The organism is Halorubrum pallidum (assembly GCF_055380345.1).
Genome location: NZ_AP043945.1, coordinates 128,609 through 153,171 on the forward strand (window position 1 = coordinate 128,609; position 24,563 = coordinate 153,171).

Consider the following 24,563-nt stretch of genomic DNA (forward strand, 5'->3'; position numbering starts at 1 on the left):
GATTAAACCGCGTTAACGGAGTCTCCTTTTTATGTGGTAACGGCGGCACGACCCGAGTGGACATGAGCGACAGAACGATTGGGACGAAATTGGTCGCGCTGCTGTTGGTCGCGGCCGTCGCGCTCGGCGCGATGGCGGGCGTCGCGGTCGCCGACGGCGAACTCGGCGTGACCGTCGACGACACCGACGGAGAGCCGACAGTGACGGTGACGGAGAACGGTACCGCAGTCGAGAACGCGACGGTCAACGTCACCGTCGCGGATCCGACCAACGAATCGTACGCCGGGGCGGGCGAGTACACGACCGACGAGAACGGAACGGTCGGACTCCCCGCGCCCGAGGAGAACGTCACGGTCGACGTGACCGCGACGGCTGACAACCGGAGCGCGTCCACGACGGTCGATCTCGAAGCGACGGCCGAGTCCGAACTCGGGCTCGACGTGGCGATCGACGACGGCGATCCGGTCGTCACCGTGACCGACGGCGGTGACGCGGTCGAGAACGCCTCGGTCAACGTCACCACGGTCGACGGGCAGAATGTCACCTACGCTGGCGAGGGAGACTACGAGACCGACGAGAACGGCACGGTGAGGCTCCCCGCGCCCGAGGAGAACGTCACGGTCGACGTGACCGCGACCGTCGGGAACGACTCCATCGCGGCGACGGTGGAGTTGACCGTCGGGGAGGCCGAAGAACCGGTGGCCGAGGAACCGGAGTCCGAGGGCCCGTTCGGGCAGTTGGTGCGTGACTTCATCGACCGTCTCGGCGAGCGCGAGGGCGGCATCGGTGCCGCAGTCTCGGACTTCGTGAGGGAGAACAACCCGGGGAACGCGCCGGATGACGCCGGCTCTCCCGGCGGCCCGAACGACGCGGACGGTAACGCGAGCGACGACGGCGACGCGGGCAACGAGAGCGACGGTCCCGGCAACGCGCCGGACCGCGCGGGCAACGGAAACGACGGCGAGCGGGGACCGCCCGAGAACGTCGGGCCGAACAGCGACGACGACGCGGACGACGAGAGCGACGACGCGGGTGGCGACGACGCAAACGGTGACGACGCAGACGGAGAGCGGGGACCGCCGGACCACGCGGGACCCGACCGTGACGACGATGCGGACGATGAGAGCGACGATAGCGACGACACTGATGAGGACGATGCGGATGAAGACGACGCAGACGAGGATGATGCGGACGAGGACGATGCGGATGAAGACGACGCGGACGACGCAGATGATGCAGATGAGAACGATGCGGACGAGGACGATGACGACAGCGACGCAGATGACGACGATGGCGGCTCCAGCAGCGGAAACGGAGCCGGCAACGGGAACGGCCCCGGCAACGGAAACGGACCGCCGTAGACACGACGCGAGGTAGCGGGCGGAGCGTAGCCGCGATCGCGAACGCGGCAATCGGGCTCGTTTCTTCACAGTCCCCTGTCGGCAGGGTTTAGTGCGGCGTGAGCGAACTGAGTGGTATGAGCGAAACCGCATACCAGCCGGTGTCACACCACCTCTCGGACGTGGAGTCGGCTCGGGAGGAGGGTCGCCGGAAGATGGACTGGGCGCTCCAGCACATGCCGATCTTGAACGCGCTTCGCGAGGAGTTCGAGGAGACGCAGCCGCTCGCCGGCGAGACGATCGCGATGGCGATGCACGTCGAGGCGAAGACCGCGAACCTCGTCGAGTTGCTGGCGGACGGCGGGGCCGACGTCGCTATCACCGGGTGTAACCCGCTCTCGACGCACGACGACGTGTCGGCCGCGCTCGACTCCCACGAGTCGATCACCTCCTACGCGGTCCGGGGCGTCGACGACGAGGCGTACTACGACGCGATGCACGCTTGTATCGCCCACGAGCCCACCATCACCGTCGACGACGGGATGGACATGGTGAAACTCGTCCACGAGGAGTACCCCGACCTCATCGACTCCATAATCGGCGGGGCCGAGGAGACGACCACCGGCGTCGACCGTCTGCGTGCGATGGACGCCGACGGCGAGCTGCACTACCCCGTCTTCGCTGTGAACGACACGCCGATGAAACAGCTGTTCGACAACGTCCACGGCACGGGCGAGTCGTCGCTCGCGACCATCGCGATGACGACGAACCTCTCGTGGGCCGGGAAGAACGTCGTCGTCGGCGGGTTCGGCCAGTGCGGCAAGGGCGTCGCAAAGAAGGCCTCGGGCCAGAACGCGAACGTGATCGTCTGCGAGGTCGACCCGCGGAAGGCCTTGGAGGCCCACATGGAGGGGTACGAGGTGCTACCGATGCGAGAGGCTGCGAAGACGGGCGACGTGTTCATCACGACGACGGGCAACCGCGACGTGATCACCCGCGAGCACTTCAAGGCGATGAACGACGGCGTCCTGCTCGCCAACGCCGGCCACTTCGACGTGGAGGTGAATCTCGATCACCTCGACGACCTCGCGGTCGACCGCTACGAGGTCCGTGACGGCGTCGAAGGGTTCGAGATGGCGGACGGCCGCGTGCTGAACGTGATCGCGGAGGGGCGGCTCGTCAACCTCGCGGCGCCAATCTCGCTCGGCCACCCCGTGGAAGTGATGGACCAGAGCTTCGGCGTCCAGGCGGTCGTCGTCCGCGAACTCGCCGCCAACGGCGACGCGTACGACGCCGGCGTCCACGACGTGCCCGACGACCTCGACCGCGAGGTCGCGGACATCAAACTCGCCGCCGAGGGCGTCGAGTACGACGAACTCACCGACGAGCAGCGCGAGTACATGGGCAGTTGGGAGCACGGGACGTAGGCGGGGATACCAGCGGTGGCGCGATCGGCCCGCGCGAGTCGCCCCTCGCGCCCTTTTTGAGCCGCACCCCCGTACACCACTCAGTGACAGTGACAACCCTCCACGATCCGAGCCATCGAGAGGCCCTCTGGGAACTGGAGGACGCCTTCGAGCGCGGCGACCTCGTCAGCCTCTTCGGCCGCTGTACGGTCACGTACGAGGGCCGCGCGGCCTCCGATCTCGGCGGTGGCGACCGGCTACTCGTGTTGAAGCCCGACGGAGCCGCACTCGTCCATACCGACGAGGGGCACCAGCCCGTCAACTGGCAGCCGCCCGGCTCCGAACACCGTGCCGCGGTCCGCGACGGACGACTCCGGGTGGTCTCCACGCGGACGAACCCCGACGAGACGCTCACGGTCGCCTTCGAGGACGTTCACCAACTCTCCGCGATGGCCGTCACCGGCGGGCGTGACCTCACGCTCCACGGCAGCGAGGAGGACCTCCGGACGCGCATCTTAGAGCGGCCCGAACTCGTCGAACCGGGCTTCGAACCGAAAGCGACCGAACGCCCCTCCAGCGCCGGGCCGATGGACGTGTTCGGCGTCGACGCCGACGGGACTCCGGTCGTCGTGGAACTGAAACGGCGGCGGGTCGGCCCGGACGCGGTCGGACAGTTGGCGCGGTACGTCCGAGCGTTGGAGGAGGAGGTGGGAGCCGAGGAGCGCGATCTCACGGTCCGCGGGGTTCTCGTCGCGCCGTCGGTGACCGATCGGGCCGCTGAGCGGCTGGCGGACCGAGGATTCGACCACGTCGCACTCGATCCGTCGCCGGAGTGACGCGGAGCGTATCGCTCCGCGTCCGACCGCCGCGAAGAGGTCGACGCCGCCGTATCGAAGGGTTTATCGACGCAGCACGGGCTACATCGGACAAGTAGCCATGTCTGACAAACCCGCCTCTATGTATCGGACGATCGATAAACCCTCGTACACCCGGCGCGAGTACATCACCGGCATTCCCGGCTCGAAGATCGCCCAGCACAACATGGGCGACCTGTCCGCGGAGCCGGACGACTACCCCGTCCAGATCAGCCTCCGCGTCGAGGAGGAACTCCAGATCCGTCACGGCTCCCTGGAGAGCGCGCGTCTCTCGGCGAACCGTCACCTCATCAAGGAGCTCGGCGAGGGCAACTACAAGATGACGCTGCGCAAGTTCCCCCACCAGGTCATCCGGGAGAACAAGCAGGCGACCGGCGCCGGCGCGGACCGCGTTTCCGACGGGATGCGGCAGGCGTTCGGTAAGCCGGTCGGAACCGCCGCGCGACTGAACAAAGACGACATCGTCTTCACCGCCTACTGCGACGTCGAGCAGGCCCCCGTCGTGAAGGAGGCGTTCCGACGCGCGTACAACAAGCTCTCGCCACCGTGCCGGATCACGGTCGACCGCGGCGAGAAGCTGCTCGTCTCGTAGACGGCCCGCCGGCTTTTCGAGGCGCGGTTCGCGATCCCGACAGCGACGCCGATACGACCGCGATCGGGACGGCAGCGCGGCCCGCAGAGGCCGGGACGCGACGAGCCGAACTCCTAAAATACCTCGCTCGCGTACCGACGGGCAGTGTCACAGCAGTTGGCCGAGGTCGAGACGCTGTTTCTCCACGAGGCGCGGAGCGACTACACGGTGGTCGCCACCCGCGACGGCAACCGGGTGCTCCGCGGCCGGCTCGAACTCAAGGAGACGTCTGCGGGTCCGCGACCGGGGAAGTTCCGCGTCGTTCGCGACGGCGAAGAGGAGCCTCGCCGCCCGGACGAGTTCGTCGACCTCGCGCGCGCGGCCGATCGGATTCGAATCTCGGAGCAGACTGGCACCGAGAACCGCGACCGTCTGGGAGCGATGCTCGACGGCTACCAACTGGACGCGCTCACCGTTCGGACCTGTCGCCGGTGCGCGAACGACGGCCGGTACGGACCGATCACGAGCGACGGCGCGATCGAGCACAACGGCGAGTTGATCTGTCGAGACTGCGCCCGCCGAGAACTGGAGCGCGAGCTGTCGTATAAAGGCGAGTTCACGGGGGCGGCCGAGGAACGACTCGAAGAGTTACTGTACGAGTCCGGGGATCTCGACCGGATCGTCAATCTGCTGCAGGGCGGGCTCGACCCGGACCTCACGAAGTACGACGAGGTGTCGGCGAACGTCGACGACATCTCGCCGGTGTCGACCGCCGACCTCGATCTGCATCCCGATCTCGCAGACCACGTGCAGGGGCGGTTCGACGAACTGCTCCCCGTCCAGAGCCTCTCGGTGCGGAACGGCCTCCTGGAGGGCGACGACCAGCTCGTCGTGAGCGCGACCGCGACGGGGAAGACGCTGATCGGCGAGTTGACCGGTATCGACCGAGCGCTGAACGGTGACGGGAAGCTGCTCTTTTTGGTGCCGCTCGTCGCGCTCGCCAACCAGAAACACGAGGACTTCGAGGACCGCTACGGGGACCTCCTCGACGTCTCGATCCGCGTCGGCTCCTCGCGGGTGAACGACGACGGCAATCGGTTCGACCCGAACGCCGACGTGATCGTCGGCACCTACGAGGGGATCGACCACGCGCTCCGGACCGGCAAGGATCTGGGTGACGTGGGGACGGTCGTTATCGACGAGGTCCACACGCTGAAGGAGGGCGAGCGCGGCCACCGGCTCGACGGGCTCATCTCTCGACTGAAGTACTACAGCGAGAACCGGATGGAGACGCACTCGGGATACGGCGGCACGCAGTTCGTCTACCTCTCGGCGACGGTCGGGAATCCCGAGTGGCTCGCCGAGAAGCTCCGTGCCACGCTGATCGAGTACGAGGAGCGCCCCGTCCCGATCGAGCGACACGTCACCTTCGCCGACAGCCGCGAGAAGGCCGATATCGCCGACAAGCTCGTCAAGCGGGAGTTCGACACGAAGTCGTCGAAGGGGTACCGCGGGCAGACGATCATCTTCACGAACTCGCGGCGGCGCTGCCACGAGATCAGTCGGAAGCTCCGGTACGACTCCGCGCCGTACCACGCCGGCCTCGACTACAAGCGCCGGAAGACGGTCGAGCGGCAGTTCGGGAATCAAGATCTGTCCGCGGTCGTCACGACCGCCGCGCTCGCCGCGGGGGTCGACTTCCCCGCCTCGCAGGTGATCTTCGACTCGTTGGCGATGGGGATCGAGTGGCTGTCGGTACAGGAGTTCTCACAGATGCTCGGGCGAGCGGGGCGGCCGGACTACCACGACCGCGGTCGGGTGTACCTCCTCGTCGAGCCCGACGGCGTTTACCACAACTCGATGGAGCGCACCGAAGACGAAGTGGCGTTCACCCTGCTCAAAGGCGAGATGGAGGACGTGGCGACTCACTACGACGAGACCGCCGCGGTCGAAGAGACGCTCGCGAACGTCGTCGTCGCCGGCAAGAAGGCCAAACGGCTCAACGACCGGATGATCGGCGAGGTGCCGACGAAACACGCGATCGGGAAGCTCTTGGAGTGGGACTTTATCGACGGCTTCGAGCCGACGCCGCTCGGCCGCGGGATCACGAGGCACTTTCTCGCCCCCGACGAGGCCTTTTTCATCCTCGATGCGATCCGGAAGGGGTCGGATCCGTACGACATCGTCGCCGACCTCGAACTGCGTGAAGACGAGGAGTGAGTCGCCACCGGACGCGTGTGAATCGGCCGCGCGGGTCGATGCGCAACGAAACGCTTTAGCGGCCGATGCGGGTATAGAAGGACGCGGGACCGTGGGTTAGTGGTATACTCCGGGCCTTGGGTGCCCGTGACCCCGGTTCGAATCCGGGCGGTCCCATTCTGCTGCTGCGAGCGATACCGCGAGCAGCAGCAGTGGAGCGGATTCGAAGCAGGGAGTGAAGCGAACAACGAGAGCGAAACGAGTGAGGTTCGAATCCGGGCGGTCCCATTCTACTGCTGTGAGCGATATCGCGAGCACTGCGGCCAGCAGTTCAGTCGAGACCGATCCGGCTGCCGCCTTTCGAAATCCTTTTGTCTCGAATCGGCGTTGGTCCGAGTGCGAGCCGCCTTAGCTCAGATTGGGAGAGCACTCGACTGAAGATCGAGCTGTCCCCCGTTCAAATCGGGGAGGCGGCATACCTTTTCAACGCGATCCGCATTCGTTGGTCACGACTGAAGATCGAGCTGTCTCCCGTCCCCGCGAGCCGTGCGGGACCGGAGGTCCCGCTGGAAGCCGGCCGTAGGCCGGCGACGAAGCGAGCGGGGAACAGTGAGACGACCGAAGAGAGTATCACGCGTTTCAAATCGGGGAGGCGGCATATTTCGAGACGGTGAGCGACAGCGAGTGGGTGAAGAAACGACGCCGAGCCGGTTTGAGCAGACGAGGCGCGAGCCCGAGCGGAGCGAGGGCGAATGTCTCGGCGAGTTCAAATCGGGGAGGCGACATTCTCTCTCACTGAATCTGTCACCGCGAAAACCGCCACGGTCGTGTAATTCGTACAGAGAGATTTGATTCCGCAACTATTGTGAAGGGCGGAAAGAGTGTTAATTGGGGACACGGAGACGATTCACGGCCGTTCGAGAGGCGCATACAGTCGGGTCACGGGTTCGACGCATTTTCGGAGAGGAACCGACAATCCGATCGTACTTGATCGTCGAGTTCGCGTGTACGGTCACAGATCGCCGCGATACGCACCGATACGGAAGACGAACGTCTGCCGGTAGTCGTGGTAACTGTACACTCGCAACTGTTATGCCTCGTCCGGCCGTGAGTTTAGATGCAATGGCGACCGGAAAGGTTGATTTCTTCAACGACACTGGCGGCTACGGATTTATCGAGACTGACGACGCAGACGACGACGTGTTCTTCCACATGGAAGACGTCGGCGGCCCGGACCTCGAAGAGGGACAGGAGCTCGAGTTCGACATCGAGTCCTCCGACAAGGGCCCGCGCGCGTCCAACGTCGTTCGGCAGTAAGCCGATACCGATTAGGCGGGTCGGTCCGGCTGACGCCGAACACGGCTCTGACACGCGATACCGAGACGTTCTACCCGCGCTGCGGACCTCGTCCGTTGCGGGTCTTATCTACACACTGAGCGGCAGCGACGACCCTAGACGTGTTGGCCCCACAGTCCGCGGCCCTTCGTCACCTCGACGTCGCCCTGGACGCGAGCCTGACACGCGAGGCGCACGTCGTGGCTGGGGTGGTGCGGCGGGAGCCAGAGACGGGCCTTCTCCTTGCGGTCCGGCTCGCTGACCTCCCCCTCGATTTTGACCGCGCAGGTACCGCACGATCCCATGCCGCGACAGTTGAACGTCTCGGATTTCCCGTTGTACACGGAGAGACCGGCCTCCGCCAGCACGTCGCGTAAGACGGCTCCCTCTTCGCACTCGATCTCCTCGCCTTGATAGGATACTGTCGGCATAGACATCGAGTGGTATGGGGGCAACCCACAAAGAGTCTGTGTCGCGTCGGCCGAGCGGTGTCGCAGATCGCGTTCGCGGATGGGCGGCGAAGGGCAGCGACCGTAGCGGCCGCGCGGTTCCACATCGTGTGCCGTTCGTCAGACGTTGGACGGGGCGTTTTTTACTCTTCGGCACCGCAGAGGTGGCATAATGGGACTCAGGTGTCTGCTCGGGCACGACTTCGACGAACCCGAACTACAGCGCGAACGGGACGAAGACGGGAACGAGGTCGTCACGACCGTCACCGAGGTGAAAACCTGCGCTCGCTGCGGCGAGACGCAGATCGTCAGCGAAAACACCGAGGTCACGACCATGGAGCAGTTGGCCGAGGAGGCCGCCGTCGAGGCCGACTCGCCCGCGCCGTCCGACGGCGCGGGCGAGGTCGCGACCACCGAACCCGCGGCCGGCGGAGCGGCCGAACCGGACCTCGGTGGATCGGGAGGAGCCGTCGATCTCGCCGACGCCGACGCGACCGAAGAGGACGCGGTGATCATCGACGACGGACCGGACGACGCGGGAGCGAGAGAAGAGCCGACGACCGACACACCGACTGCGGCCGAAAGCGGAGCGGATGTCGGTGCCGACGAGGAGGGTGCAGAACTCCTCGACGACGGAGCCGAAGGCGGCGACGGGTCGCTCGGTGACGACGGCGAATACGCGGCGTACCCGAACGCGGGGGGCGCAGAGACCTCGGCGACGGACGGAGCCGCGGATGGAACCGACGACGGCGTGATCCTCGACGAGGAGGGTGACGCCCGAGACGGCGACAGGGATCGGGGCGCGTGGCCGGACGTCGAGGAGGCGCAGTCGGCGGCGGAGGATCCGACACCGTGGCCCGAGCAACGGGGTGAAGACGAGGGATTCAGCGCGGAGATCGACGACAGCGACGCGGACGGGAGCGTCGAGTTCGGCGGCGGGCTCACCCCGGAGGCGGCCGAGACGGCCGCGGATGAGGATGTCGAGTACGTGACCGCGCCGGATCCGAGCGGTACGGGCGGAGCCGGCAGCACGGGTCGGTCCGCGGTCGACGACGGAGCGCCGATCACTCGGGGCGGAAGCCCAGACCTCGGAACTGCGAGCGACGACGTGACGACGGAGTACTACTGTCCCGAGTGTGAGATGACGCGGTCCGCCGACGGCAACTCCATGCGGGCGGGCGACATCTGTCCTGAGTGCAAGCGAGGCTACGTCGACGAGCGGCCGATCTGATCGGGCGGCGTTGCGTCGAGAGGGCGCTCAGCGGCGGCGAAATCCCGTGACGAAACTGGTTTAGGCGCCCCTGTCGAACGGTGCCGGTATGAAGGAGTACAAGATGCGACGCGGCGAGCATCTCGGAGACCGCATGCCCGACCTGAAGGGCTCTATCGAGGAGTACTTCGGTGAGGTCAGCGGCATCGACGAGTGGGAGGGCCATGAGCTGTACGTCGTCGAGGACCCCGACAACCCCGTGTTCGAGCGTATCGTAGCCGGCGCGGCCGAGTACGGCAGTAAGAAGGACAAGCTCGCGGTCCACTTCGAAGAGCGTCCCGCGGAAGACGTCATCGCCGAGGGCAACGCCGACGCCGCCGCCGACGCCGTCGACGCGAAAAACGAGTTCCTGCTCGAGGCCACCGGCCGCGACGCGAAATCGCGACGCGATTCGCTGAAGCGCAAAGTCGAAGACGACGCACCGGACTACTGAACGGCCCACCGGACACCCGATCGCGCGGCCGACGAGTATTCTTGTTCTTTCTGTGGCGGTCACCACCACGTGCCTTCGTCAGACGCCGGAGTACCGTCGGTGACTGTCAGGATCGATCGAATGAAAATTTATTCGAAATTGAGTTAAAATGCGCCCCTTTTAACTCGATCGGGTACCAATAGGAGATATGAGCATCGAGACAGTGGTACTGGCGGTCGGTACCGAAGACGAGGAACGAACCGAACGACTGGCAGAAGAGGCCGTCGCCGTGGCGGAGCCGGCGGACGCGGAAGTCGTGTTGACCCACGTGTTCGGCGATGCGGAGTTCGAGAGCGTCCGAGCGAAACTCGGCGTCGACGAGGATGACGAGGGCTCGACGCCCGACGCCGTCGCGGAGCGGCACACCACGACTCGCGCGGTCGCGAACGCGCTCTCCGAGGCCGGCGTGCGATACTCGATCCGCGGGAGGGTCGGCGACCTCGCCGACGAGGTCGTCGAGACGGCGAGCGCGGTCGGGGCGGACCGGGTCGTCGTCGGCGGTCGCCAGCGCTCGCCGACCGGAAAGGCCGTGTTCGGCAGCGTCGCACAGGAGGTCATGCTCTCTGCGCCGTGTCCGGTGACGTTCGTTCGAGCGGTCGCGGCGTAAGCCGACACCGGAGCGGGGCGGATCGGAAGAAGCGTCCCGCTTAAGTGATACCGGTCCGCCCGTTTAGCCGATGTACTACGTGGGCGTCGACCTCGGAGCGACGAACGTCCGGGCGGTCGTCGGCGACGGTTCCGCGACCGTGCTCGGTAGCGACTCGCGGGGAACGCCCCGAGGACCGAGCGGAATCGCCGTGACCGAGGCCGTGTTAGGCGTCGTCCGCGGGGCGTGTGCGGACGCCGGGATCGACCCGAGCGACGTCTCGGCCGCCGGCGTCGGCTCGATCGGTCCGCTCGATCTCGCCGCCGGCGTGATTCAGGGCCCGGCGAACCTTCCGGACACGGTCGAGCGTATCCCGCTCGTCGGTCCGATCTCACAGCTTTTGGACACCGACGAGGTGTACCTCCACAACGACACCATCGCGGGCGTCATCGGCGAGCGGTTTCACGCCGACCGCAACCCGGACGACATGGTGTATCTCACCATCTCCTCGGGGATCGGTGCGGGCGTCGCCGTCGACGGCAACGTGCTCTCGGGATGGGACGGCAACGCCGGTGAAGTGGGGCACATGACGGTCGATCCCCACGGATTCATGACCTGCGGGTGCGGCCTCGACGGCCACTGGGAGGGATACTGCTCGGGCAACAACATCCCGGAGTACGCCCGCGAACTACACGAGGAGGACCCGATCGAGACGAGCCTCCCCGTCGAAGATCCCGATTTCTCTGCGGTCGACGTGTTCGAGGCCGCAGGCGAGGACACCTTCGCCGATCACGTGATAGAGCAGGTCGCCCATTGGAACGCCATGGGAATTGCAAACGTAATACACGCGTACGCCCCGCTCGTCGTGAGCGTCGGCGGCGCGGTCGCGCTCAACAATCCGGATCGCGTCTTAGACCCCGTTCGCGAGAAGCTCGCGGACATGGTGTTCATCAACGTCCCCGAGATCAGACTGACCGCGCTCGGCGACGAGGTCGTGGTCAAGGGAGCGCTCGCGAGCGCGCTCACGGGCGGGACCGGCGACCGATCCCGAGTGGAGAATCCGCCGTAGCCGGCGCGGCACGTCTCAGTTCTCGAACTCGGTAAGCTCGGGATCGACCGCGGGATCGACCGCATCGCGGGTGTCGAGATACGCGTCGCGGTAGCGCCACACCTTCTGTAACAACACGTACCCGAACGCGCCTTGGAACACGAGGACGAACAGGAGCAGACTGCCGACGGACGGGAGTCCGGTGACCGTAGAGACGATCGTCGTGACGGGGCCGACGAGCGTGTTGTACAGGGCGTGGATGACGGCCGCGAGTATCAGTCCCTTCACGATGATCGGCCCGCGGTCGTCGGGGTTGAACTTCGCGAGCCCGAGGTAGTACCCCGCGAACGCGGAGTAGATGACGTGTCCCGGTCCCGCCAGTGCGCGAAGCGCCGCGATCCCGTCGCCCGCGCCCAGCACGGCGATCCCGAGGGTGAGTTCCGCGAGGTCGACGGACTGTGCGATGTACACGAGATTCTCGATGACGGCGAACCCGAGGCCGGCGATCGCGCCGTACACCGCCCCGTCGATGACCGCGTCGAACCGCGCGTCGGTGTACGCGTACAGCCGGACTGCGAGCAGCTTCACCGTCTCCTCGATGGGACCGACGATGACGAAGAAGAACGCGACCATGCCGAGGAACCCGAACCGCTGAAAGTACGGCTGCGCGACGCTGTTGAGGACCGCTGCGAACGTGGCGGTCAGAATCGACAACAGGAACGTCGCGACGAGGAGCGAGAGCGGTTCGCCGCTCGTGACATCCGAGACGTACACGTACGCGGCGAATCCGAGCGCCGGGACCGCGGACAGCCCGACGAGAATCGCGACCGCCGGATCGAAGACGAGTCCGAGCCCGATCGACCCGAGCACCGTGAGGAGACCGAGGAGGGCGACGAGGACCACGAACGCCTTCGCCGAACGGGTGATGAACCAGTGTAACGCGACCGAAAGTCCGTCGAGAGACGTCCGCTCTTCCCACGTTGCGATGTCGTAGAGGTCTCGATCGTCGTCGGCGCGCGACTCGATCGGATCCGACTGGGACGGCATACCGCCGGGTTCAACCCACAGACACTTAATCGGTGACGGACGACAGCGTCGATTTGAAACGCGAGCGCGCGAAACGGGACGTATGCACTTCGACAGCCGGACCCAGCAGGCGCTCCGCGAGGCGGGACTCGACACCGATGCGATCGCGTCGGCGTCCGACCGCGTCGCCGAACTGGTCGACGAGGACGCCGAGCGGCTCCGGGCATTTTTCGACGGGGACGGTCCGTACTACTCGGACATGGAGCTTGCACACAGCACCGCATCGGTCCAGGAACACCCGACGGCCGCCGTCGATCTGTTCACTCACGGTAGCGACCTCCGGGGATACCTCTCGCTCGACGGATGGGGCGTACCGATCGAGGGCGGGCGGGTGTTGCGGTCGGAAAGCGACGAGCCCGTCCTCGTCGAACTCTCGCTCGGGGAGACGGTCCACGACCGGGTCCGATTCGCCCGCGACCGAGAGGTGTTGTGACGGTGAACGCGCGCGTTCGCGGCATCTACACGACGGCGCTCACGCGGCTGCTGTTGGAGGCGGACCACGAGGTCGTGGACGCGTCCGCTCCGATCCGGCGGCGGTTCGACGCGGCGTTTCCGAACGTACCACCCGACGTGCGGGTGGAGACGACGGCGGACAGACAGGGCGTCGGCGCGTACGGCGATCCGGAGGCGACCGCGGTTCTCCGCGATCTGCTCGCCGGCGTCGGTCTCGACACGCTCGCGTGGACGGATCCGACCCCGCCCGGCGCGGTGCTGGACGGCGAGGTGACAGAGACGCTCGGCGGGGGCGCGGTCGTGCGGCTTCGCGTCGACGACGAGGGCGCGGAAGACACCGAGGGTGGCGACCCCGCTACCGCCGAGGGGTACCTCCCGTACGGAGACGTCGATGACCGCGTCGAGTCCGGGGATCCGGTCCGCGTCCAGGTCCGCGCGTCCGCAGCGCCGTGGACGGACCGGCGTCCGGAACTCGACGGCTCGCTCCGCGTCGGCGGCGACCTCGTCGCGCTCGAACCGGGATCAGGAACCCGAGTCGACGTCCGGAACGACGCGGCCGCGCGCGAACTCTCGGGCATGGTCGACCTGCTCGGACTGGAGCCGCCGGACGGCTGGCGAGCCGCGTGGAAGCCGCCCGCGGTCGACGCGGGAACCGACGAGTTGGACGCCGGGCTCCGGCGCGCCGTCGAGGCGACCGAAAGGCTGGATTCGGCCGTCGACGCGGCCGGCGGCGTCGGCGTCCTCGACGATCGGGACCGCCTCCGCGACGGACCGATAGCGACGCCGAACGCCGGGTTCTGGGTCTGGTTCGGGCGGGAGAGTCGGTTCGGGCTCGACGGCGCCCGCCGAGAGGTGACCGCGACGATGCCGGGACACCACCGGGTGAAGGCGGGAGCCGCCGACGCGTCCGCGGGCGTCGACCTCGCGGAGGCGCTGTGCGAGCCCGACCCGGACGCCGAGTTCCCGTTCGGCGTCGTGACTGACGCGTTCGGTCCGAACGACGGCGACGCGCTCAGGATCGAACACGGCAAACCCGACGGTCGGGTCATCACGCTCGGCGAGGGGACGGTGACCGCCGTCGAGGCGGACGGAACGGTCACCGTCGAACGCGAGATGACCGGCGGCGGCACCTACGACGGGTTGGGAGTCCAGCGCGAGGCCGGCGACGTGGCGGAGACGAGCCTGAAGGAGGGTCGGTGGTGGTACCCGACGACCTACCGCGGCGGCGACGGAACGGTCAGAGGGACGTACGTTAACGTCTGTACCCCGGTCGAGGTGTTCCCCGACGCCGCCCGCTACGTCGACCTCCACGTGGACGTGGTGAAGCGACCCGACGGGACCGTCGAGCGCGTCGACGACGACGTCCTCCGGGGGGCGGTCGCCGCGGACGACGTCTCGGAGCCGTTGGCGGAAAAAGCCAGAAGCGTCGCGGAGGCGCTCGAAAACGCTCTGTAGTCGAGGATCGGAAGCCGGTCGGAGCCGCAGTCGGAGCGAGGCTCACGCCAGTCGGAAGCCGATCCGGAGCGGCCGAGCGTCTCCCGGGTCGGCGGAGGGATCGTTAAAAGTGGTTCGCAGATTCGGTCTCGTGTTTCAGCTCGCCGCCGCGGCCGCCCTCGACCGTGGACGCGCCCTGATCGCCGGAGGAGGCGGTGCGCACGGTCACGTTCGTGACCTCCTCGAAGTCCATGATCAGGTCGCGACGGATGTTGTCGGCGGTGATGTTCGAGATGCCGCAGCCGGAGCAGGTGCCGCCGAGTTCGACGACGACCTCACCGGTCTCGGCGTCGGCCTCGCGGACGACGCTCGTGCCGCCATGCATCTGAATGATCGGCATCTGCCCGACCATCCATTGTTCGACCCGCTGGGCGAGGCTCTCGTCGCTCATTACCTCGCCTTGGCTCCCGACCCTATGGAAGCTTGCGGTTTGCGAGCACACTAGACGAGCGAAACGAACTGTGTCATCGTCGATCCGACGGGTCTGTTCCGGCGTGTGACCAACAGACCGGTCACTCGTCGCGGTCATCGGTGGCGTCCGACCCGCCGGGGAGATGCGTCGGATCCGGCGGTCCGTCGTCGTGCATCGAGTCGTCGCGTTCGAGGAGGTACAAGAGCGGCCCCATCACGGCCAACACGAGCACTCCCGGGAGCGGGGCGTCGGGGACGACGAGCGCCGTGACCGCGCTCGCGCCGAACGAGAGGACGACGAGCGCGGCCCACAGCGACGGCGAGCCGACGTCGACGCCGACGCGCACCGCGTCGCGGTAGACGAGGGCAGCCACGAGGACGGCGAGCGCGGCGACGACTCCCCCGCCGAGAACGGTGGTGAGAGACATACGTATCCTTCACGCGAGACGGAAAAAGGGTGTCGCGACGGCGGGACCGCTCGGCGACGGCGTCAGGGACGATTAGGGTGCCTCGCCGGTCTCGAGGCTGAAGGAGTCGCGGGGGTACGCGACACAGGTCAGCGTGTAACCGTCGTCGAGTTCGGCCTCCTCGAGCATCTGCTGGTTGTCGTGTTCGACGTAGTCCTCGGACGGGCCGTCACCGATGCGGCCGGCACAGGAGACGCACTGCCCCTGTCGGCAGGCGTACGGCAGGTCCCAGCCTTGGTCTTCGCCCTGTTCGAGGATCGGCTGGTCGTTCGAGAGTTCGATGGTCTCTCCCTGCTTGACGAACTCGACCTCGAAGTACTCGACCTCGTCTTCGGGGATGTCGCCGGGACCGGAACTCGCCGTGCTTCCGTCTTCGAGTTCGCCGCCGTCTCCCTCTCCGCCGGCGGGAATCGCGCCGCCGCCGCCACCGCCACCGATCGCGCGGTTACTCGGTTCGGGGAAGTCGGTCTCCGGAACCGCCGACGCGCGCCGTTCGAGAACCGTGTCGGAGATGTCGGTCGTCGGTTCCCACTCCGTCCCCTTCAGCGAGCCGACGAGGACCACGGTCAGCGTCGCGATCCCCGCGATAACGATCGCGAGCGGATTCGCGAGCGACGTGATCGCCAGTGGGTTAAGCATACGAACGGATATGGAGAGGTGGCATAAGGCCGTTTTGATCGGTCCAACCGAGTGAGAGTCAGCGCGGAACGGACCATTTATCGGCCGAGCGGTCGACAGAGCGTCCATGCAAGTGAAATCTCGGCACCATCTCCGGAGCGACGACATCACGGCGATCCGCGAGGCGGTTGCGGACCACCTCGGAGTCGACGTCGACGGGGATACGTTCGAATTCGTCGAGTTCGTCGACGCCGACTACGAGGTCGTGTTGGTCGACGGCGATCCCGCCGTCTTCTACGTCGACGACGACGAACCGTTCCTCACCGTTCGGGGCGCGAACGACTACGAGCCGAAGACGGGGGTCGTCACGGTGGACGCCGGGGCGATATCGTTCGTCTCCGACGGTGCCGACGTGATGCGGCCGGGGATCGTCGAGGCCGATCCAGCGATCCGCGAGGGCGACCTGGTCGTGATCGCCGAGGAGACCCACGAGAAGGTGCTCGCAGTCGGCCGCGCGATGGTCGACGGCGACGAGATGGCCGGAGACAGCGGCAAGGTCGTCACCTCGATCCATCACGTCGGTGACGATCTGTACGAGTTCTCCGCGTAGGGCGTCGTCACAGCGCCGTCGACGGTGCGGCCGCGCCGAGCAGCCGAGGAGTTCCACCGGCCGACGCGCCGGACCTTTTAATCGGACGCCCCGCGACTGCGATGATAATGACCGGGATCCGGGTCGTGAGCTACAACGTCCGCTACGCGAACCGCAGCGATCATCACGACGCGTGGCACGAGCGGCGCGACGCTGTCGCAGGTCTCGTCCTCTTTCATCGCCCGGACGTCCTCGCCGTCCAAGAGCCGATCGCCGACCAGCGACGTGACCTCCGCGAGCGCCTCCCGGAGTACGCGTTCGTCGGTCGCGGCCGCACCGCCGACGGCGACGGCGAGGGGTGTCCGATCGGCGTTCGCACGGATCGCTGGCAGATCGCCGACCACGGGACGTTCTGGCTCTCGGCGACGCCGGATTCGCCATCTGTAGACTGGGAGGCTACACACCCGCGGATCGCGACGTGGGCCCACGTGCGACCGGACCGGAGTGACGACGAGGAGGGGCACAACGCAGGCGGGTCCGAGGGAGACGGGCACGTCGGAGCGGAGATGACGGACAGCGGGAAGCGGCGGTCGTTTCTCGTCGCCAACACCCACTTCGATCACGTGAGCGACCACGCCCGTCGGGAGTCGGCACGGCTGCTCCGGCGTCGGCTCCCGACGATCGCCGCGGACGCGGGCGAGACTCCGGCGGGTGGAGAGACGGACCCGTCCCTGCCGATAGTGCTCGCGGGAGACCTCAACTGCACGCCGGGGTCGAGGCCACACCAGATCCTCCTCGACGAGGACGCCGAGCGTAGAGATTGTCCGACCGGCGGAGGCGACTCGACCGCCGGTCAACTCGCGCTCCGTGACGCCGCCGCGGTCGCCGACCTCCGACACGGACCGGCGACGAGTCTGACCGACTTCGTGCGGCTGATCGACGGGCGACGGATCGACCACGTGCTCGTCTCGCCCGCCATCGAGGTTGCGGCGTTCGCGACGCTGACCGACCGCGACGACCGCGGGCGGTACCCGTCGGACCACCTGCCGGTGCTCGCGAAGCTAACGCTTCCGAGTCCCTGACCGAGTCGGGAACGGGAAAACAGCGTTACTCGGTGGCATCCGACGCGGGCGCGTACTTCTCCATCACCGCGTCGTAGCCGCGCTTTGCCGCGTCGTAGGTCTCTCGGAGGTCCGCGATCGGCGCCTCCGTGGCGTCGATCCGAAGGTCGTTGTAGTACGGGTCAACCGCGTCCGTCTCGGTGGTCGTGACGAGCAGTGCTGCAGACTGGATCTCGAGGTCGTCTCGCCGGTCCCCGCCCGCGTCGTGGCCGGCCGCGAGCGCGTCTATCAGCCGTGCCGCGAGCGGCGCGTCTCCGTGTGCGTTCGATTCGTAGGCAGCCTCGGTGTCCTCGATTACGTCCGGGCCGGTCAGGAGGTTGCCCGCGACGGTGACGTTCTCACCGACGGTATGACCGCTCCAGTCACGACACCCCTCGCCCGTGAACGCGAAGACGTCCTCGGCGTCGACGCCGTGAAGCTGGCGCTTCCGTCGACCGTCGTCGGCGTTCAACAACGCCGGAAGCGCGTCGTCGACGGTGAGTCCGTCTCCGAGGTACTCGATCCCCTTCCGACCGAGATCGGGATTGGCGAACGACTGGGTCGCCACCGCACCGTCAGTCGACGCGAACGGACACAGCGTGCCGACACCCGGAAGCCGGGCCGCCGCCGCCACACCGTATCTGATCTGCCCGTCATCGGAGTCGTCGGTGTACCGCTCGCGAACGCAGATACTGAACGTCACGTCCGAGTTGACTCGTCGCGCGACAAAAGGGTGCGGCTCGGAAGCGCCGAGACGAACCCGTCTCAGACGCCGACGCCCGCGTCGGCGTCCGGGAGGTCGTACTTGTTGACGGGGAGACCCAGTTCCTCCAGTGCGGCCTCCATGTGTCGGTCCTGCGCGAAATCGGCGCCGTCCTCCTCGCGGATCCGCTGTGCCGTCGCGAGCACCTCGCCCTTTCGGTCGTCCGGGATCTCGTACTTGTCAGACGAGAGTTCGATGACGAGCCCGTTGTTGTCCTGGGTGTAAATCGAGTGGAATATCCCGCGATCGAACACGTTGTACCCCTTGCCGGCCTCCGAGAGCGCGGCCATGATATCCTCGTACTCGTCGGGGTCAACGCTGAAACAGAGGTGGTGAACCGCACCGGTACCCGCTCGCTGTCCGCGGGCGGAGGGGCGGTCGTCGCTCACGAAGAACGTCAAGATCCGGCCGTCGCCCGTATCGAAGAACAGGTGCGTCTGTGACGGGTCGTCGAGGTTCGGCTGTCGTAACACGAGCGGCATGCCGAGCAGGTCGCGGTAGAACGCGATCGTGTCGGCCTCGTTGCTCCCCCAGACGGTGATGTGATCAGTGCCTGTGGTGTGAAACGGTGCGTCAGGGAGGTCTGTCGTGACCGGCGCCGAGTGGTCCTCGCTCATACGTCGGGTACGGGACGGATACGTAAAAATACGAACGGGACCGCGAGGTGATCGGCTGACACCGATGTTATCGCGGCGAGTTCACGACGGACGCGCCGAGAAAATCGGAGGAGCGTCTCAGTATCGAGAGGGCATGAACGCGGTCGCAGCGAGCAGCAACGTCGAGAGGATGCTGAGGACGATCACCCGTGTGAGTCCGTTGGTGTACCGCTGGTGCTGGTCGATCTGGTCGACCTGCGCCTCGTAGGCGGCGATGTCCGTCGACAGCGTCAGCGTCGATGCGTCCGGGTAGTGCGCGACGAACTCGGTCTCGCCGACGGTGACCGTGGAGTCCTGTGCGACGTCTATCGTCTCCGTCTGCGTTCCCTCCCAGACGACGACCGCCTGATCGGTCGTGACCTCATCGACGGTCACGGTTCGGTCCTGGTACTCGATCGTGTCGCCGGTGGAGAGAGCGCGCTCGTCGGGTGCCGGGAAGTACTCCTCGACCGGGACCAGCGTCGTCTCGCCACCCTCGGTGACCGCGACGTACTCGCCGTCATCGCGAGTGACCGTCTCGTTGTCGGCCGAGTCGTCGCTCTCGAGGATCGCCTGCCGGTCGAGAACCTCGACGAGCGTGAACGAACTCGGGTCCTCGCCCGTGATCTCGACGCGCCACTCGGTGTCGTCGATAGTCACCGTCGACTCGTTGGCCCACGACTCGGACATCTGCGTCTGGAACTCGCGTTCGAGCGTTCCCGAGACCGACTCTTCGCCCTCGGAGATACCGGCCACCGTGTACGTCTGACCGTCTACGTCGATCGGATCACCCTCAGACACCTCGAAATCTGGGTTTTCGAGCGCTATTTCCGGACTCTCAGCCGTCGCAGTGAGGACACCGGCCACACCCGCGATGAGAATGAAGAGCGTGGCATACACGGCCACAGCGCGTCGTTGCATAGTTGCAGCATGGGTCACCCGGTGTATAACGGTTACTAAGCCGGGCGCAATCGCCACACCGTGGGAACGACGCGCCCATTCGAATCGATCCGGGACGACGGTGGACCGACGTCGATCCCACAGCGCCGAGAGGACGCGTGGAACCACCACGCTGGGACAGTACAATTTTACTTGTAGAGCGTCGACGATCGCCAATGGCAGACTCCGACAGGGACGCACCTCCCGAGGTTCTCGACAGCAAGCGCGACGCGACGCGCTATCAGGTGTTAGTGGAGATCGCCGCGCGGCAGCCGGCGGTGAGCCAACACGAGATCGCGGACACGATCGGCGTGACCTCGCAGGCCGTCAGCGACTACGTCCGAGATCTCGTAGAACACGAGTACGTGGACAAACGCGGCCGAGGACGGTACGAAGTGACGAAGGAGGGAGTCGACTGGCTCATCTCGCGAACGGACAACCTCGAAGCGTATCTGGAGCGAGTCACCTCCGACGTGTTGGGAAGCGTCGAGGTCGACGCGGCGATCGCGGTCGAGCCAATCGAAGAGGGGACGGAAGTCGGGTTGGTAATGCGCGATGGAGTCCTCCACGCCGATCCCGACGGCGGCACGGCGCGCGCCGTCGCCGTCACGAGCGGAGACCGCGGCGACGCCGTCGGCGTCACCGACTTCGAGGGGGTCGTGGACTACGAGACCGGATACGTCACCGTCGTGCGCGTGCCGCAAGTCACCGACAGGACCGCCGCCGATCCGGACCGCATTGCCGAGTGGCACTCGGGAGACGGACTCGTCGCTACCACCGGAACCGAAGCGTACGCCCTCGTTACGCGTGCCGGCATCCAGCCCGACATCCGGTTCGGAACGGTCGAGGGCGTGACGGAGGCCGCGGTCCGCGGCGTCGACATCCTCCTCGTCGTCGGCCCCGACCAGCTTTCACACCACACCACCAAGTTCCGCGAGACGAACGTCCCGCACGAAGTACTCGACGCCGCCGATCTGTGATCGGGACCGTACGCCAACTGGTCAACTCGATCCGCCACGAGTCATCACCCACGGTCGCACGGCCGGCAGTCAGACGAACAAGTTACATGGAGTCGACAGGAAGCGTGAGACAGAGCCCTTCGACGGAGGGAGCTACCGAGATCACCTGCGCCTTCCGCCGGAGTTCCGCTCTCCGGTCCTCAATCCGTCGTTCGAGTTTAGAGAGTCGCTCTCGCTGTCCGCGAATCGCGATGTCCATATTGGAACCGGCCTCGGCCTTCCGCTCGTACTCGTCGATGAACTCCTCGATTCGCTGCCGCTCAGCATCGGCGTATGCTTCGAGGTCATCGAGTTCTTGTCGCGTCTCTCTTCTGCGACGTTCACAGAGGTCTTCTCGAAGCGACTCGACGTGCCCGCTAACGTAGCTATCCGCAGCTTCGCGTAACTTCGACTGTTCCCGAATGAGCGATCGAACACTTTCCATATCCGGAGTTCCCTCGATGCTATCGCCCTGTACGACGCGTTCCCCCAATCGATGCCGTGGATCGTGGTGGTTGCGGTCAACGAAGACCGGGAGCAACTCTTCGCGAATGACTTCGCCAGTCCCGTCTTCGAATCCAACCCGGTACGTGTAGGTGAGTCCGGGCTCGTCGACGAACGGGAGGAGCTTCAAACCGACAGTGCCGTTCTCGGTCGCGAGGACGTGCTCCATCAGTCGCTGGACGAGGTCGGCATCGGGAGAGACGTAATCGATCCCCTCGTGGTCCATCGCGAATTCTCGGCTGAACGTGAACGGCCCATATTCGTCGTCCGTGCCGTCGTAGAGGGGTTCAGGAAGCGTCGCTCGATAGAGGCTCGTTCCTGCCTTTTCGACGTCGCCACCGAGCGTCTCGACGCCACGTTCGACGAACTCGTGGATGTCTCCCTCGCTGCCATAGACATCCTCGGAGTCGTCCATTACCTCCTGAATCTCCTCGCGGCTCTCTTGGTCGAACGTACTCGTATCGATGAGACTTCGCTCGTACCACTCCTGAAGCGTCTGTTGGCGCTCGTCGATGAGGTCTTCGAGTTCTTCCTTGGTTGCACTCGGAGGCTCCTCGTTCCGAATGGATCGCATAATGAGCGAGTCCATATTGATGTCGTCGAGCATCCCGAGGACGTCTGCAGTGTTGCCGAGTTGGCCGCGAATGCTCTCGACTTTGCTCTGGAGCATCTCAAAAATCTCTCCCTCTCGAGTGTCCTCGAACGAGAAGTTCCAGACCTTGACTTCCTTGTCCTGCCCGTAGCGGTGGATTCGACCGATCCGTTGTTCGAGACGGTTCGGATTCCACGGCAACTCGTAGTTCACCATAATATGGCAGCTGTGCTGGAGGTCGATTCCTTCACTCGCCGCGTCGGTCGCAAAGAGTAGACGGGACTGACCGTGGTTGAACTCCTCTTCAATGCGAGCACGTTCCTCCGTATCGACGTCGCCGTGGATGACGAGAATTTCGTCAGCCCACGGTTCGTCTTTCACGAGGTCCAGAAGATACTCGAGGGTATCGCGGTACTCGGTGAACAGTAGTACCTTCTCGTCGGGCTGTTCCTCGAGGAGCCGTTGGATGTACCGACGAACCGTCTGGGCTTTCGAGTCGACGGGAATGCCTTCGGCGAGTTCGACGAGATCCCGAAGCGTCTGGATCTCCTCTTCGAGTTGCGCGTCGCTTTCGGTAACGGTCAGCCCAGCGAGTTCTTCTTCGGCGTGCTGTTTGTCGTCTTCGTCGAGGTCTTCACCGTCAAGATACGCAGCCGCTTCTTCCGAAAGATCCGTCCCCGTCGATTGTTCGTCGACGAGATCTCGCAACCGACGACTCAACGTCGCCTGAATCGCTCCGATACTACTGACGAGCCGTTTTTGCATGAGCGCCATCGCGAAGCCGACTGCGGGCTCGTTCAGCTTCTCGGAGCGGTTATAGACGTGTTTCACGTAATCGGTGACGGCGCGGTAGAACTGCCGCTCCTCGTGGCTCATCTCGATGCCGACCGTCCGGACGTCCCGGTCAGGGAAGATCCGCTCTCCGTCGTCGTCGTAGATCGACTGTTTGCCACGGCGGATCATCACTCGGTCGACGGCGTCCTTCGAGAGGTCGCGGTCCTCCGCGACGAGGAACGGGTCGATATACTCGACGAGCGATCGGAACGCCTCGCCCTTGCCGTCGTGGGGCGTCGCGCTGAGTAACAACAGCGAATCGGAGTTGCCCGTGACGCGATCGACCATCTTCGACGTCTGGCTCGGGGATTCACCACGTTTGGCGGCCTTGTGTGCCTCGTCGACAACGACGACATCCCAGAACGAATCCTCGAGTGCAGGCTGGAACTCGTCCTGCCGGAGGAAGGCCATACTCGTCACCATCCGTTGGTGGTCTTGATCCCAGATATTCGCTGCGTCCCCGAGGCGGCGTCGCTCGCCTTCGACCCACTGCCTGTCCGCCGGCGTGAGGTCGATGTCGAAGAAGCGGTCCATATCTCGGAGCCACTTTTTCTGTAGGTGGGCCGGGACGACGAACAGCACGCGATCAGCACGATTTCTGGCAGAGAGTTCTTTGAGAACCAGTCCGGCTTCGATCGTCTTCCCGAGACCGACGTCGTCGGCGATGAGCGCCCGTTGACGGAGCTTTTGTGTGACCCAGTTGACCGCGTCGAGTTGGTAGGGTTCGAGTCGGACTAACGAGTTCGAGATGCTCAGTAGCTGGCCCTGTTCGTGCGCTATCTGGAGTTGCAGAGCCTGAGATCGGAGATCGAACCATTCGGCCGAGACGAGATCGTGGTCGGGATGGAGTTGGTCAGCTATCGCCGGCTCCAACTCGGCGAGTGAATCGCGTTGCGGTTCGATTTCGACGTCGTCGATACAGACCGTTTTGACGCCTTGGTCCTCGACGTACGCCCGAAGGTAGTCGATATCTCCGACCGAGTAGGTCTTGATGACCTCTGCGGCGGTTCCGTTGAGGGCGATCGCCTCGCCCGGCTCGAACGTACTCATCGATCACTCGTCTCCTCATCGCGCTTGTCGGACGAGTCCTCAGTGTCCAGTACGAATTCGATAGCTCGTTCGAACGTATATTCTTCGAGGAGTTTCGCCCGCGCTGCGTTTGATTCGCTAAGGTCGTCTCGTTGCTTTGTGTTGATCCTGAACTCCGTAGCGCCGACATCGTCGTACGTCGCGTAGAAGACCTCGTCGAGATCGACGATATAGCCCGCAAAGATGTCGACCTGTCCTTCCTCGTACCGCTCCGTGAAGATCCGATACTTCCAAGGCGACTCAGTCAGCTGATTTGCTTTCTTGACCTGAACGCGAAGCAACTCGTCGTCTCTGTCAGCAACGAGGTCGTACTTGTACAGGCCGTGAGTATAGGAAACACGACAGTCCTTGCGAACGAGATCGGCCGCGACGGCGAATTCCGCTACTTCCCCATCGACGTGTCCCCTGTTACGACTCATTACGCTGTTCGCCTCCAGTCG

Annotated in this window: 25 protein-coding genes and 2 tRNA genes; 17 read left to right on the forward strand and 10 right to left on the reverse strand. The window is 65.5% G+C overall.

Annotated elements, in window-relative coordinates; all coding sequences use genetic code 11:
• Positions 1–62 precede the first annotated feature (62 nt).
• The 8 genes from ACZ45C_RS02245 to ACZ45C_RS02280 all read left to right on the forward strand — a co-directional run bounded on the left by ACZ45C_RS02245 (position 63) and on the right by ACZ45C_RS02280 (position 7,708).
• On the forward strand, positions 63–1,361 hold the full coding sequence (locus ACZ45C_RS02245; RefSeq protein ID WP_460561754.1) for a hypothetical protein: 1,299 nt from the start codon (positions 63–65) through the stop codon (positions 1,359–1,361).
• 116 nt (positions 1,362–1,477) lie between these two features.
• Positions 1,478–2,767, forward strand: coding sequence for an adenosylhomocysteinase (locus ACZ45C_RS02250; protein WP_460561756.1), 1,290 nt, complete (start codon positions 1,478–1,480; stop codon positions 2,765–2,767).
• Positions 2,768–2,850: 83 nt separating this feature from the next.
• Entirely contained in the window at positions 2,851–3,582 is a 732-nt protein-coding gene (nucS, locus tag ACZ45C_RS02255; protein WP_460561758.1) for an endonuclease NucS, read from the forward strand.
• Positions 3,583–3,682: 100 nt separating this feature from the next.
• The gene (locus ACZ45C_RS02260) at positions 3,683–4,213 is read left to right on the forward strand and encodes a 50S ribosomal protein L16 (protein ID WP_460561760.1); all 531 of its coding nucleotides are present in this window, start codon (positions 3,683–3,685) and stop codon (positions 4,211–4,213) included.
• Positions 4,214–4,357: 144 nt separating this feature from the next.
• Complete coding sequence (locus ACZ45C_RS02265; RefSeq protein ID WP_460561762.1) at positions 4,358–6,412, forward strand: DEAD/DEAH box helicase; 2,055 nt, start codon at positions 4,358–4,360, stop codon at positions 6,410–6,412.
• An 85-nt stretch (positions 6,413–6,497) separates the two neighbouring features.
• A tRNA-Pro gene (locus ACZ45C_RS02270) sits at positions 6,498–6,568 on the forward strand.
• A gap of 225 nt (positions 6,569–6,793) precedes the next feature.
• Positions 6,794–6,867 (forward strand) — tRNA-Phe (locus tag ACZ45C_RS02275).
• A gap of 646 nt (positions 6,868–7,513) precedes the next feature.
• Positions 7,514–7,708 carry a cold-shock protein gene (locus ACZ45C_RS02280; protein ID WP_049984094.1) on the forward strand — a complete coding sequence of 65 codons (195 nt, stop codon included), beginning with the start codon at positions 7,514–7,516 and terminating at the stop codon, positions 7,706–7,708.
• Between the two features lie 134 nt (positions 7,709–7,842).
• Here the strand turns inward: ACZ45C_RS02280 and ACZ45C_RS02285 are convergent, their stop codons facing one another.
• A complete protein-coding gene (locus ACZ45C_RS02285; RefSeq protein ID WP_460561764.1) occupies positions 7,843–8,157 on the reverse strand; it encodes a 2Fe-2S iron-sulfur cluster-binding protein in 315 nt (104 codons plus the stop codon).
• A 190-nt stretch (positions 8,158–8,347) separates the two neighbouring features.
• Here ACZ45C_RS02285 and ACZ45C_RS02290 point away from each other — a divergent pair, with 190 nt between their 5' ends.
• From ACZ45C_RS02290 to ACZ45C_RS02305, 4 genes are all read left to right on the forward strand, one after another.
• Positions 8,348–9,406 (forward strand): DUF7093 family protein, encoded by a 1,059-nt coding sequence (locus ACZ45C_RS02290; RefSeq protein ID WP_460561766.1) that lies wholly within the window; start codon positions 8,348–8,350, stop codon positions 9,404–9,406.
• A gap of 88 nt (positions 9,407–9,494) precedes the next feature.
• Entirely contained in the window at positions 9,495–9,878 is a 384-nt protein-coding gene (locus tag ACZ45C_RS02295) for a DUF5611 family protein (protein ID WP_460561768.1), read from the forward strand.
• A gap of 187 nt (positions 9,879–10,065) precedes the next feature.
• Positions 10,066–10,524: a universal stress protein gene (locus tag ACZ45C_RS02300; protein WP_460561770.1), complete on the forward strand. Its 459-nt coding sequence runs from the start codon at positions 10,066–10,068 to the stop codon at positions 10,522–10,524.
• 70 nt (positions 10,525–10,594) lie between these two features.
• The gene (locus ACZ45C_RS02305) at positions 10,595–11,572 is read left to right on the forward strand and encodes an ROK family protein (RefSeq protein WP_460561772.1); all 978 of its coding nucleotides are present in this window, start codon (positions 10,595–10,597) and stop codon (positions 11,570–11,572) included.
• A 15-nt stretch (positions 11,573–11,587) separates the two neighbouring features.
• Here the strand turns inward: ACZ45C_RS02305 and ACZ45C_RS02310 are convergent, their stop codons facing one another.
• Positions 11,588–12,598, reverse strand: a complete 1,011-nt coding sequence (locus tag ACZ45C_RS02310) for a PrsW family intramembrane metalloprotease (RefSeq protein WP_460561774.1) — start codon at positions 12,596–12,598, stop codon at positions 11,588–11,590.
• Between the two features lie 82 nt (positions 12,599–12,680).
• On the opposite strand from ACZ45C_RS02310, the gene ACZ45C_RS02315 reads away from it, so the two are divergent.
• Entirely contained in the window at positions 12,681–13,070 is a 390-nt protein-coding gene (locus tag ACZ45C_RS02315) for a DUF7532 family protein (protein WP_460561776.1), read from the forward strand.
• A 2-nt stretch (positions 13,071–13,072) separates the two neighbouring features.
• Positions 13,073–14,545 (forward strand): ribonuclease FAU-1 family protein, encoded by a 1,473-nt coding sequence (locus ACZ45C_RS02320; RefSeq protein ID WP_460561778.1) that lies wholly within the window; start codon positions 13,073–13,075, stop codon positions 14,543–14,545.
• 103 nt (positions 14,546–14,648) lie between these two features.
• Here ACZ45C_RS02320 and ACZ45C_RS02325 read toward each other — a convergent pair whose 3' ends face one another.
• From ACZ45C_RS02325 to ACZ45C_RS02335, 3 genes are all read right to left on the reverse strand, one after another.
• Entirely contained in the window at positions 14,649–14,975 is a 327-nt protein-coding gene (locus ACZ45C_RS02325; RefSeq protein ID WP_460561780.1) for a NifU family protein, read from the reverse strand.
• A 121-nt stretch (positions 14,976–15,096) separates the two neighbouring features.
• Positions 15,097–15,423, reverse strand: a complete 327-nt coding sequence (locus tag ACZ45C_RS02330) for a hypothetical protein (RefSeq protein ID WP_460561782.1) — start codon at positions 15,421–15,423, stop codon at positions 15,097–15,099.
• Positions 15,424–15,495: 72 nt separating this feature from the next.
• Positions 15,496–16,101, reverse strand: a complete 606-nt coding sequence (locus tag ACZ45C_RS02335) for a 2Fe-2S iron-sulfur cluster-binding protein (protein WP_460561784.1) — start codon at positions 16,099–16,101, stop codon at positions 15,496–15,498.
• A 106-nt stretch (positions 16,102–16,207) separates the two neighbouring features.
• Here ACZ45C_RS02335 and ACZ45C_RS02340 point away from each other — a divergent pair, with 106 nt between their 5' ends.
• Positions 16,208–16,690 (forward strand): RNA-binding protein, encoded by a 483-nt coding sequence (locus tag ACZ45C_RS02340; protein WP_460561786.1) that lies wholly within the window; start codon positions 16,208–16,210, stop codon positions 16,688–16,690.
• Between the two features lie 107 nt (positions 16,691–16,797).
• A complete protein-coding gene (locus tag ACZ45C_RS02345) occupies positions 16,798–17,751 on the forward strand; it encodes an endonuclease/exonuclease/phosphatase family protein (protein ID WP_460561788.1) in 954 nt (317 codons plus the stop codon).
• A 25-nt stretch (positions 17,752–17,776) separates the two neighbouring features.
• Here ACZ45C_RS02345 and ACZ45C_RS02350 read toward each other — a convergent pair whose 3' ends face one another.
• The 3 genes from ACZ45C_RS02350 to ACZ45C_RS02360 all read right to left on the reverse strand — a co-directional run bounded on the left by ACZ45C_RS02350 (position 17,777) and on the right by ACZ45C_RS02360 (position 20,073).
• The gene (locus ACZ45C_RS02350) at positions 17,777–18,472 is read right to left on the reverse strand and encodes a DUF1028 domain-containing protein (RefSeq protein ID WP_460561790.1); all 696 of its coding nucleotides are present in this window, start codon (positions 18,470–18,472) and stop codon (positions 17,777–17,779) included.
• Between the two features lie 62 nt (positions 18,473–18,534).
• Positions 18,535–19,149: a VOC family protein gene (locus ACZ45C_RS02355; RefSeq protein WP_460561792.1), complete on the reverse strand. Its 615-nt coding sequence runs from the start codon at positions 19,147–19,149 to the stop codon at positions 18,535–18,537.
• Between the two features lie 117 nt (positions 19,150–19,266).
• Positions 19,267–20,073: a hypothetical protein gene (locus ACZ45C_RS02360; protein WP_460561818.1), complete on the reverse strand. Its 807-nt coding sequence runs from the start codon at positions 20,071–20,073 to the stop codon at positions 19,267–19,269.
• 209 nt (positions 20,074–20,282) lie between these two features.
• Between ACZ45C_RS02360 and ACZ45C_RS02365 the strand changes: the two genes are divergently transcribed.
• Entirely contained in the window at positions 20,283–21,086 is an 804-nt protein-coding gene (locus ACZ45C_RS02365) for a DUF7839 domain-containing protein (protein ID WP_460561794.1), read from the forward strand.
• Positions 21,087–21,168: 82 nt separating this feature from the next.
• Here the strand turns inward: ACZ45C_RS02365 and ACZ45C_RS02370 are convergent, their stop codons facing one another.
• Positions 21,169–24,084: a helicase-related protein gene (locus tag ACZ45C_RS02370; protein WP_460561796.1), complete on the reverse strand. Its 2,916-nt coding sequence runs from the start codon at positions 24,082–24,084 to the stop codon at positions 21,169–21,171.
• Entirely contained in the window at positions 24,081–24,542 is a 462-nt protein-coding gene (locus ACZ45C_RS02375) for a group I intron-associated PD-(D/E)XK endonuclease (RefSeq protein ID WP_460561798.1), read from the reverse strand. Before ACZ45C_RS02375 ends, ACZ45C_RS02370 begins: the two co-directional genes overlap by 4 nt.
• Positions 24,543–24,563 lie beyond the last annotated feature (21 nt).

Excerpts from the sequence above, each read along its gene's own strand:
- ACZ45C_RS02355 (WP_460561792.1), bottom strand. The coding sequence starts at position 19,149 with ATGAGCGAGGACCACTCGGCGCCGGTCACGACAGACCTCCCTGACGCA.
- ACZ45C_RS02280 (WP_049984094.1), top strand. The coding sequence starts at position 7,514 with ATGGCGACCGGAAAGGTTGATTTCTTCAACGACACTGGCGGCTACGGA.
- ACZ45C_RS02245 (WP_460561754.1), top strand. The coding sequence starts at position 63 with ATGAGCGACAGAACGATTGGGACGAAATTGGTCGCGCTGCTGTTGGTC.
- ACZ45C_RS02300 (WP_460561770.1), top strand. The coding sequence starts at position 10,066 with ATGAGCATCGAGACAGTGGTACTGGCGGTCGGTACCGAAGACGAGGAA.
- ACZ45C_RS02365 (WP_460561794.1), top strand. The coding sequence starts at position 20,283 with ATGGCAGACTCCGACAGGGACGCACCTCCCGAGGTTCTCGACAGCAAG.
- ACZ45C_RS02370 (WP_460561796.1), bottom strand. The coding sequence starts at position 24,084 with ATGAGTACGTTCGAGCCGGGCGAGGCGATCGCCCTCAACGGAACCGCC.
- ACZ45C_RS02375 (WP_460561798.1), bottom strand. The coding sequence starts at position 24,542 with ATGAGTCGTAACAGGGGACACGTCGATGGGGAAGTAGCGGAATTCGCC.
- ACZ45C_RS02345 (WP_460561788.1), top strand. The coding sequence starts at position 16,798 with ATGACCGGGATCCGGGTCGTGAGCTACAACGTCCGCTACGCGAACCGC.
- ACZ45C_RS02250 (WP_460561756.1), top strand. The coding sequence starts at position 1,478 with ATGAGCGAAACCGCATACCAGCCGGTGTCACACCACCTCTCGGACGTG.
- ACZ45C_RS02330 (WP_460561782.1), bottom strand. The coding sequence starts at position 15,423 with ATGTCTCTCACCACCGTTCTCGGCGGGGGAGTCGTCGCCGCGCTCGCC.
- ACZ45C_RS02285 (WP_460561764.1), bottom strand. The coding sequence starts at position 8,157 with ATGCCGACAGTATCCTATCAAGGCGAGGAGATCGAGTGCGAAGAGGGA.
- ACZ45C_RS02310 (WP_460561774.1), bottom strand. The coding sequence starts at position 12,598 with ATGCCGTCCCAGTCGGATCCGATCGAGTCGCGCGCCGACGACGATCGA.
- ACZ45C_RS02290 (WP_460561766.1), top strand. The coding sequence starts at position 8,348 with ATGGGACTCAGGTGTCTGCTCGGGCACGACTTCGACGAACCCGAACTA.
- ACZ45C_RS02305 (WP_460561772.1), top strand. The coding sequence starts at position 10,595 with ATGTACTACGTGGGCGTCGACCTCGGAGCGACGAACGTCCGGGCGGTC.
- ACZ45C_RS02260 (WP_460561760.1), top strand. The coding sequence starts at position 3,683 with ATGTCTGACAAACCCGCCTCTATGTATCGGACGATCGATAAACCCTCG.
- ACZ45C_RS02340 (WP_460561786.1), top strand. The coding sequence starts at position 16,208 with ATGCAAGTGAAATCTCGGCACCATCTCCGGAGCGACGACATCACGGCG.
- ACZ45C_RS02325 (WP_460561780.1), bottom strand. The coding sequence starts at position 14,975 with ATGAGCGACGAGAGCCTCGCCCAGCGGGTCGAACAATGGATGGTCGGG.
- ACZ45C_RS02335 (WP_460561784.1), bottom strand. The coding sequence starts at position 16,101 with ATGCTTAACCCACTGGCGATCACGTCGCTCGCGAATCCGCTCGCGATC.
- ACZ45C_RS02315 (WP_460561776.1), top strand. The coding sequence starts at position 12,681 with ATGCACTTCGACAGCCGGACCCAGCAGGCGCTCCGCGAGGCGGGACTC.
- ACZ45C_RS02295 (WP_460561768.1), top strand. The coding sequence starts at position 9,495 with ATGAAGGAGTACAAGATGCGACGCGGCGAGCATCTCGGAGACCGCATG.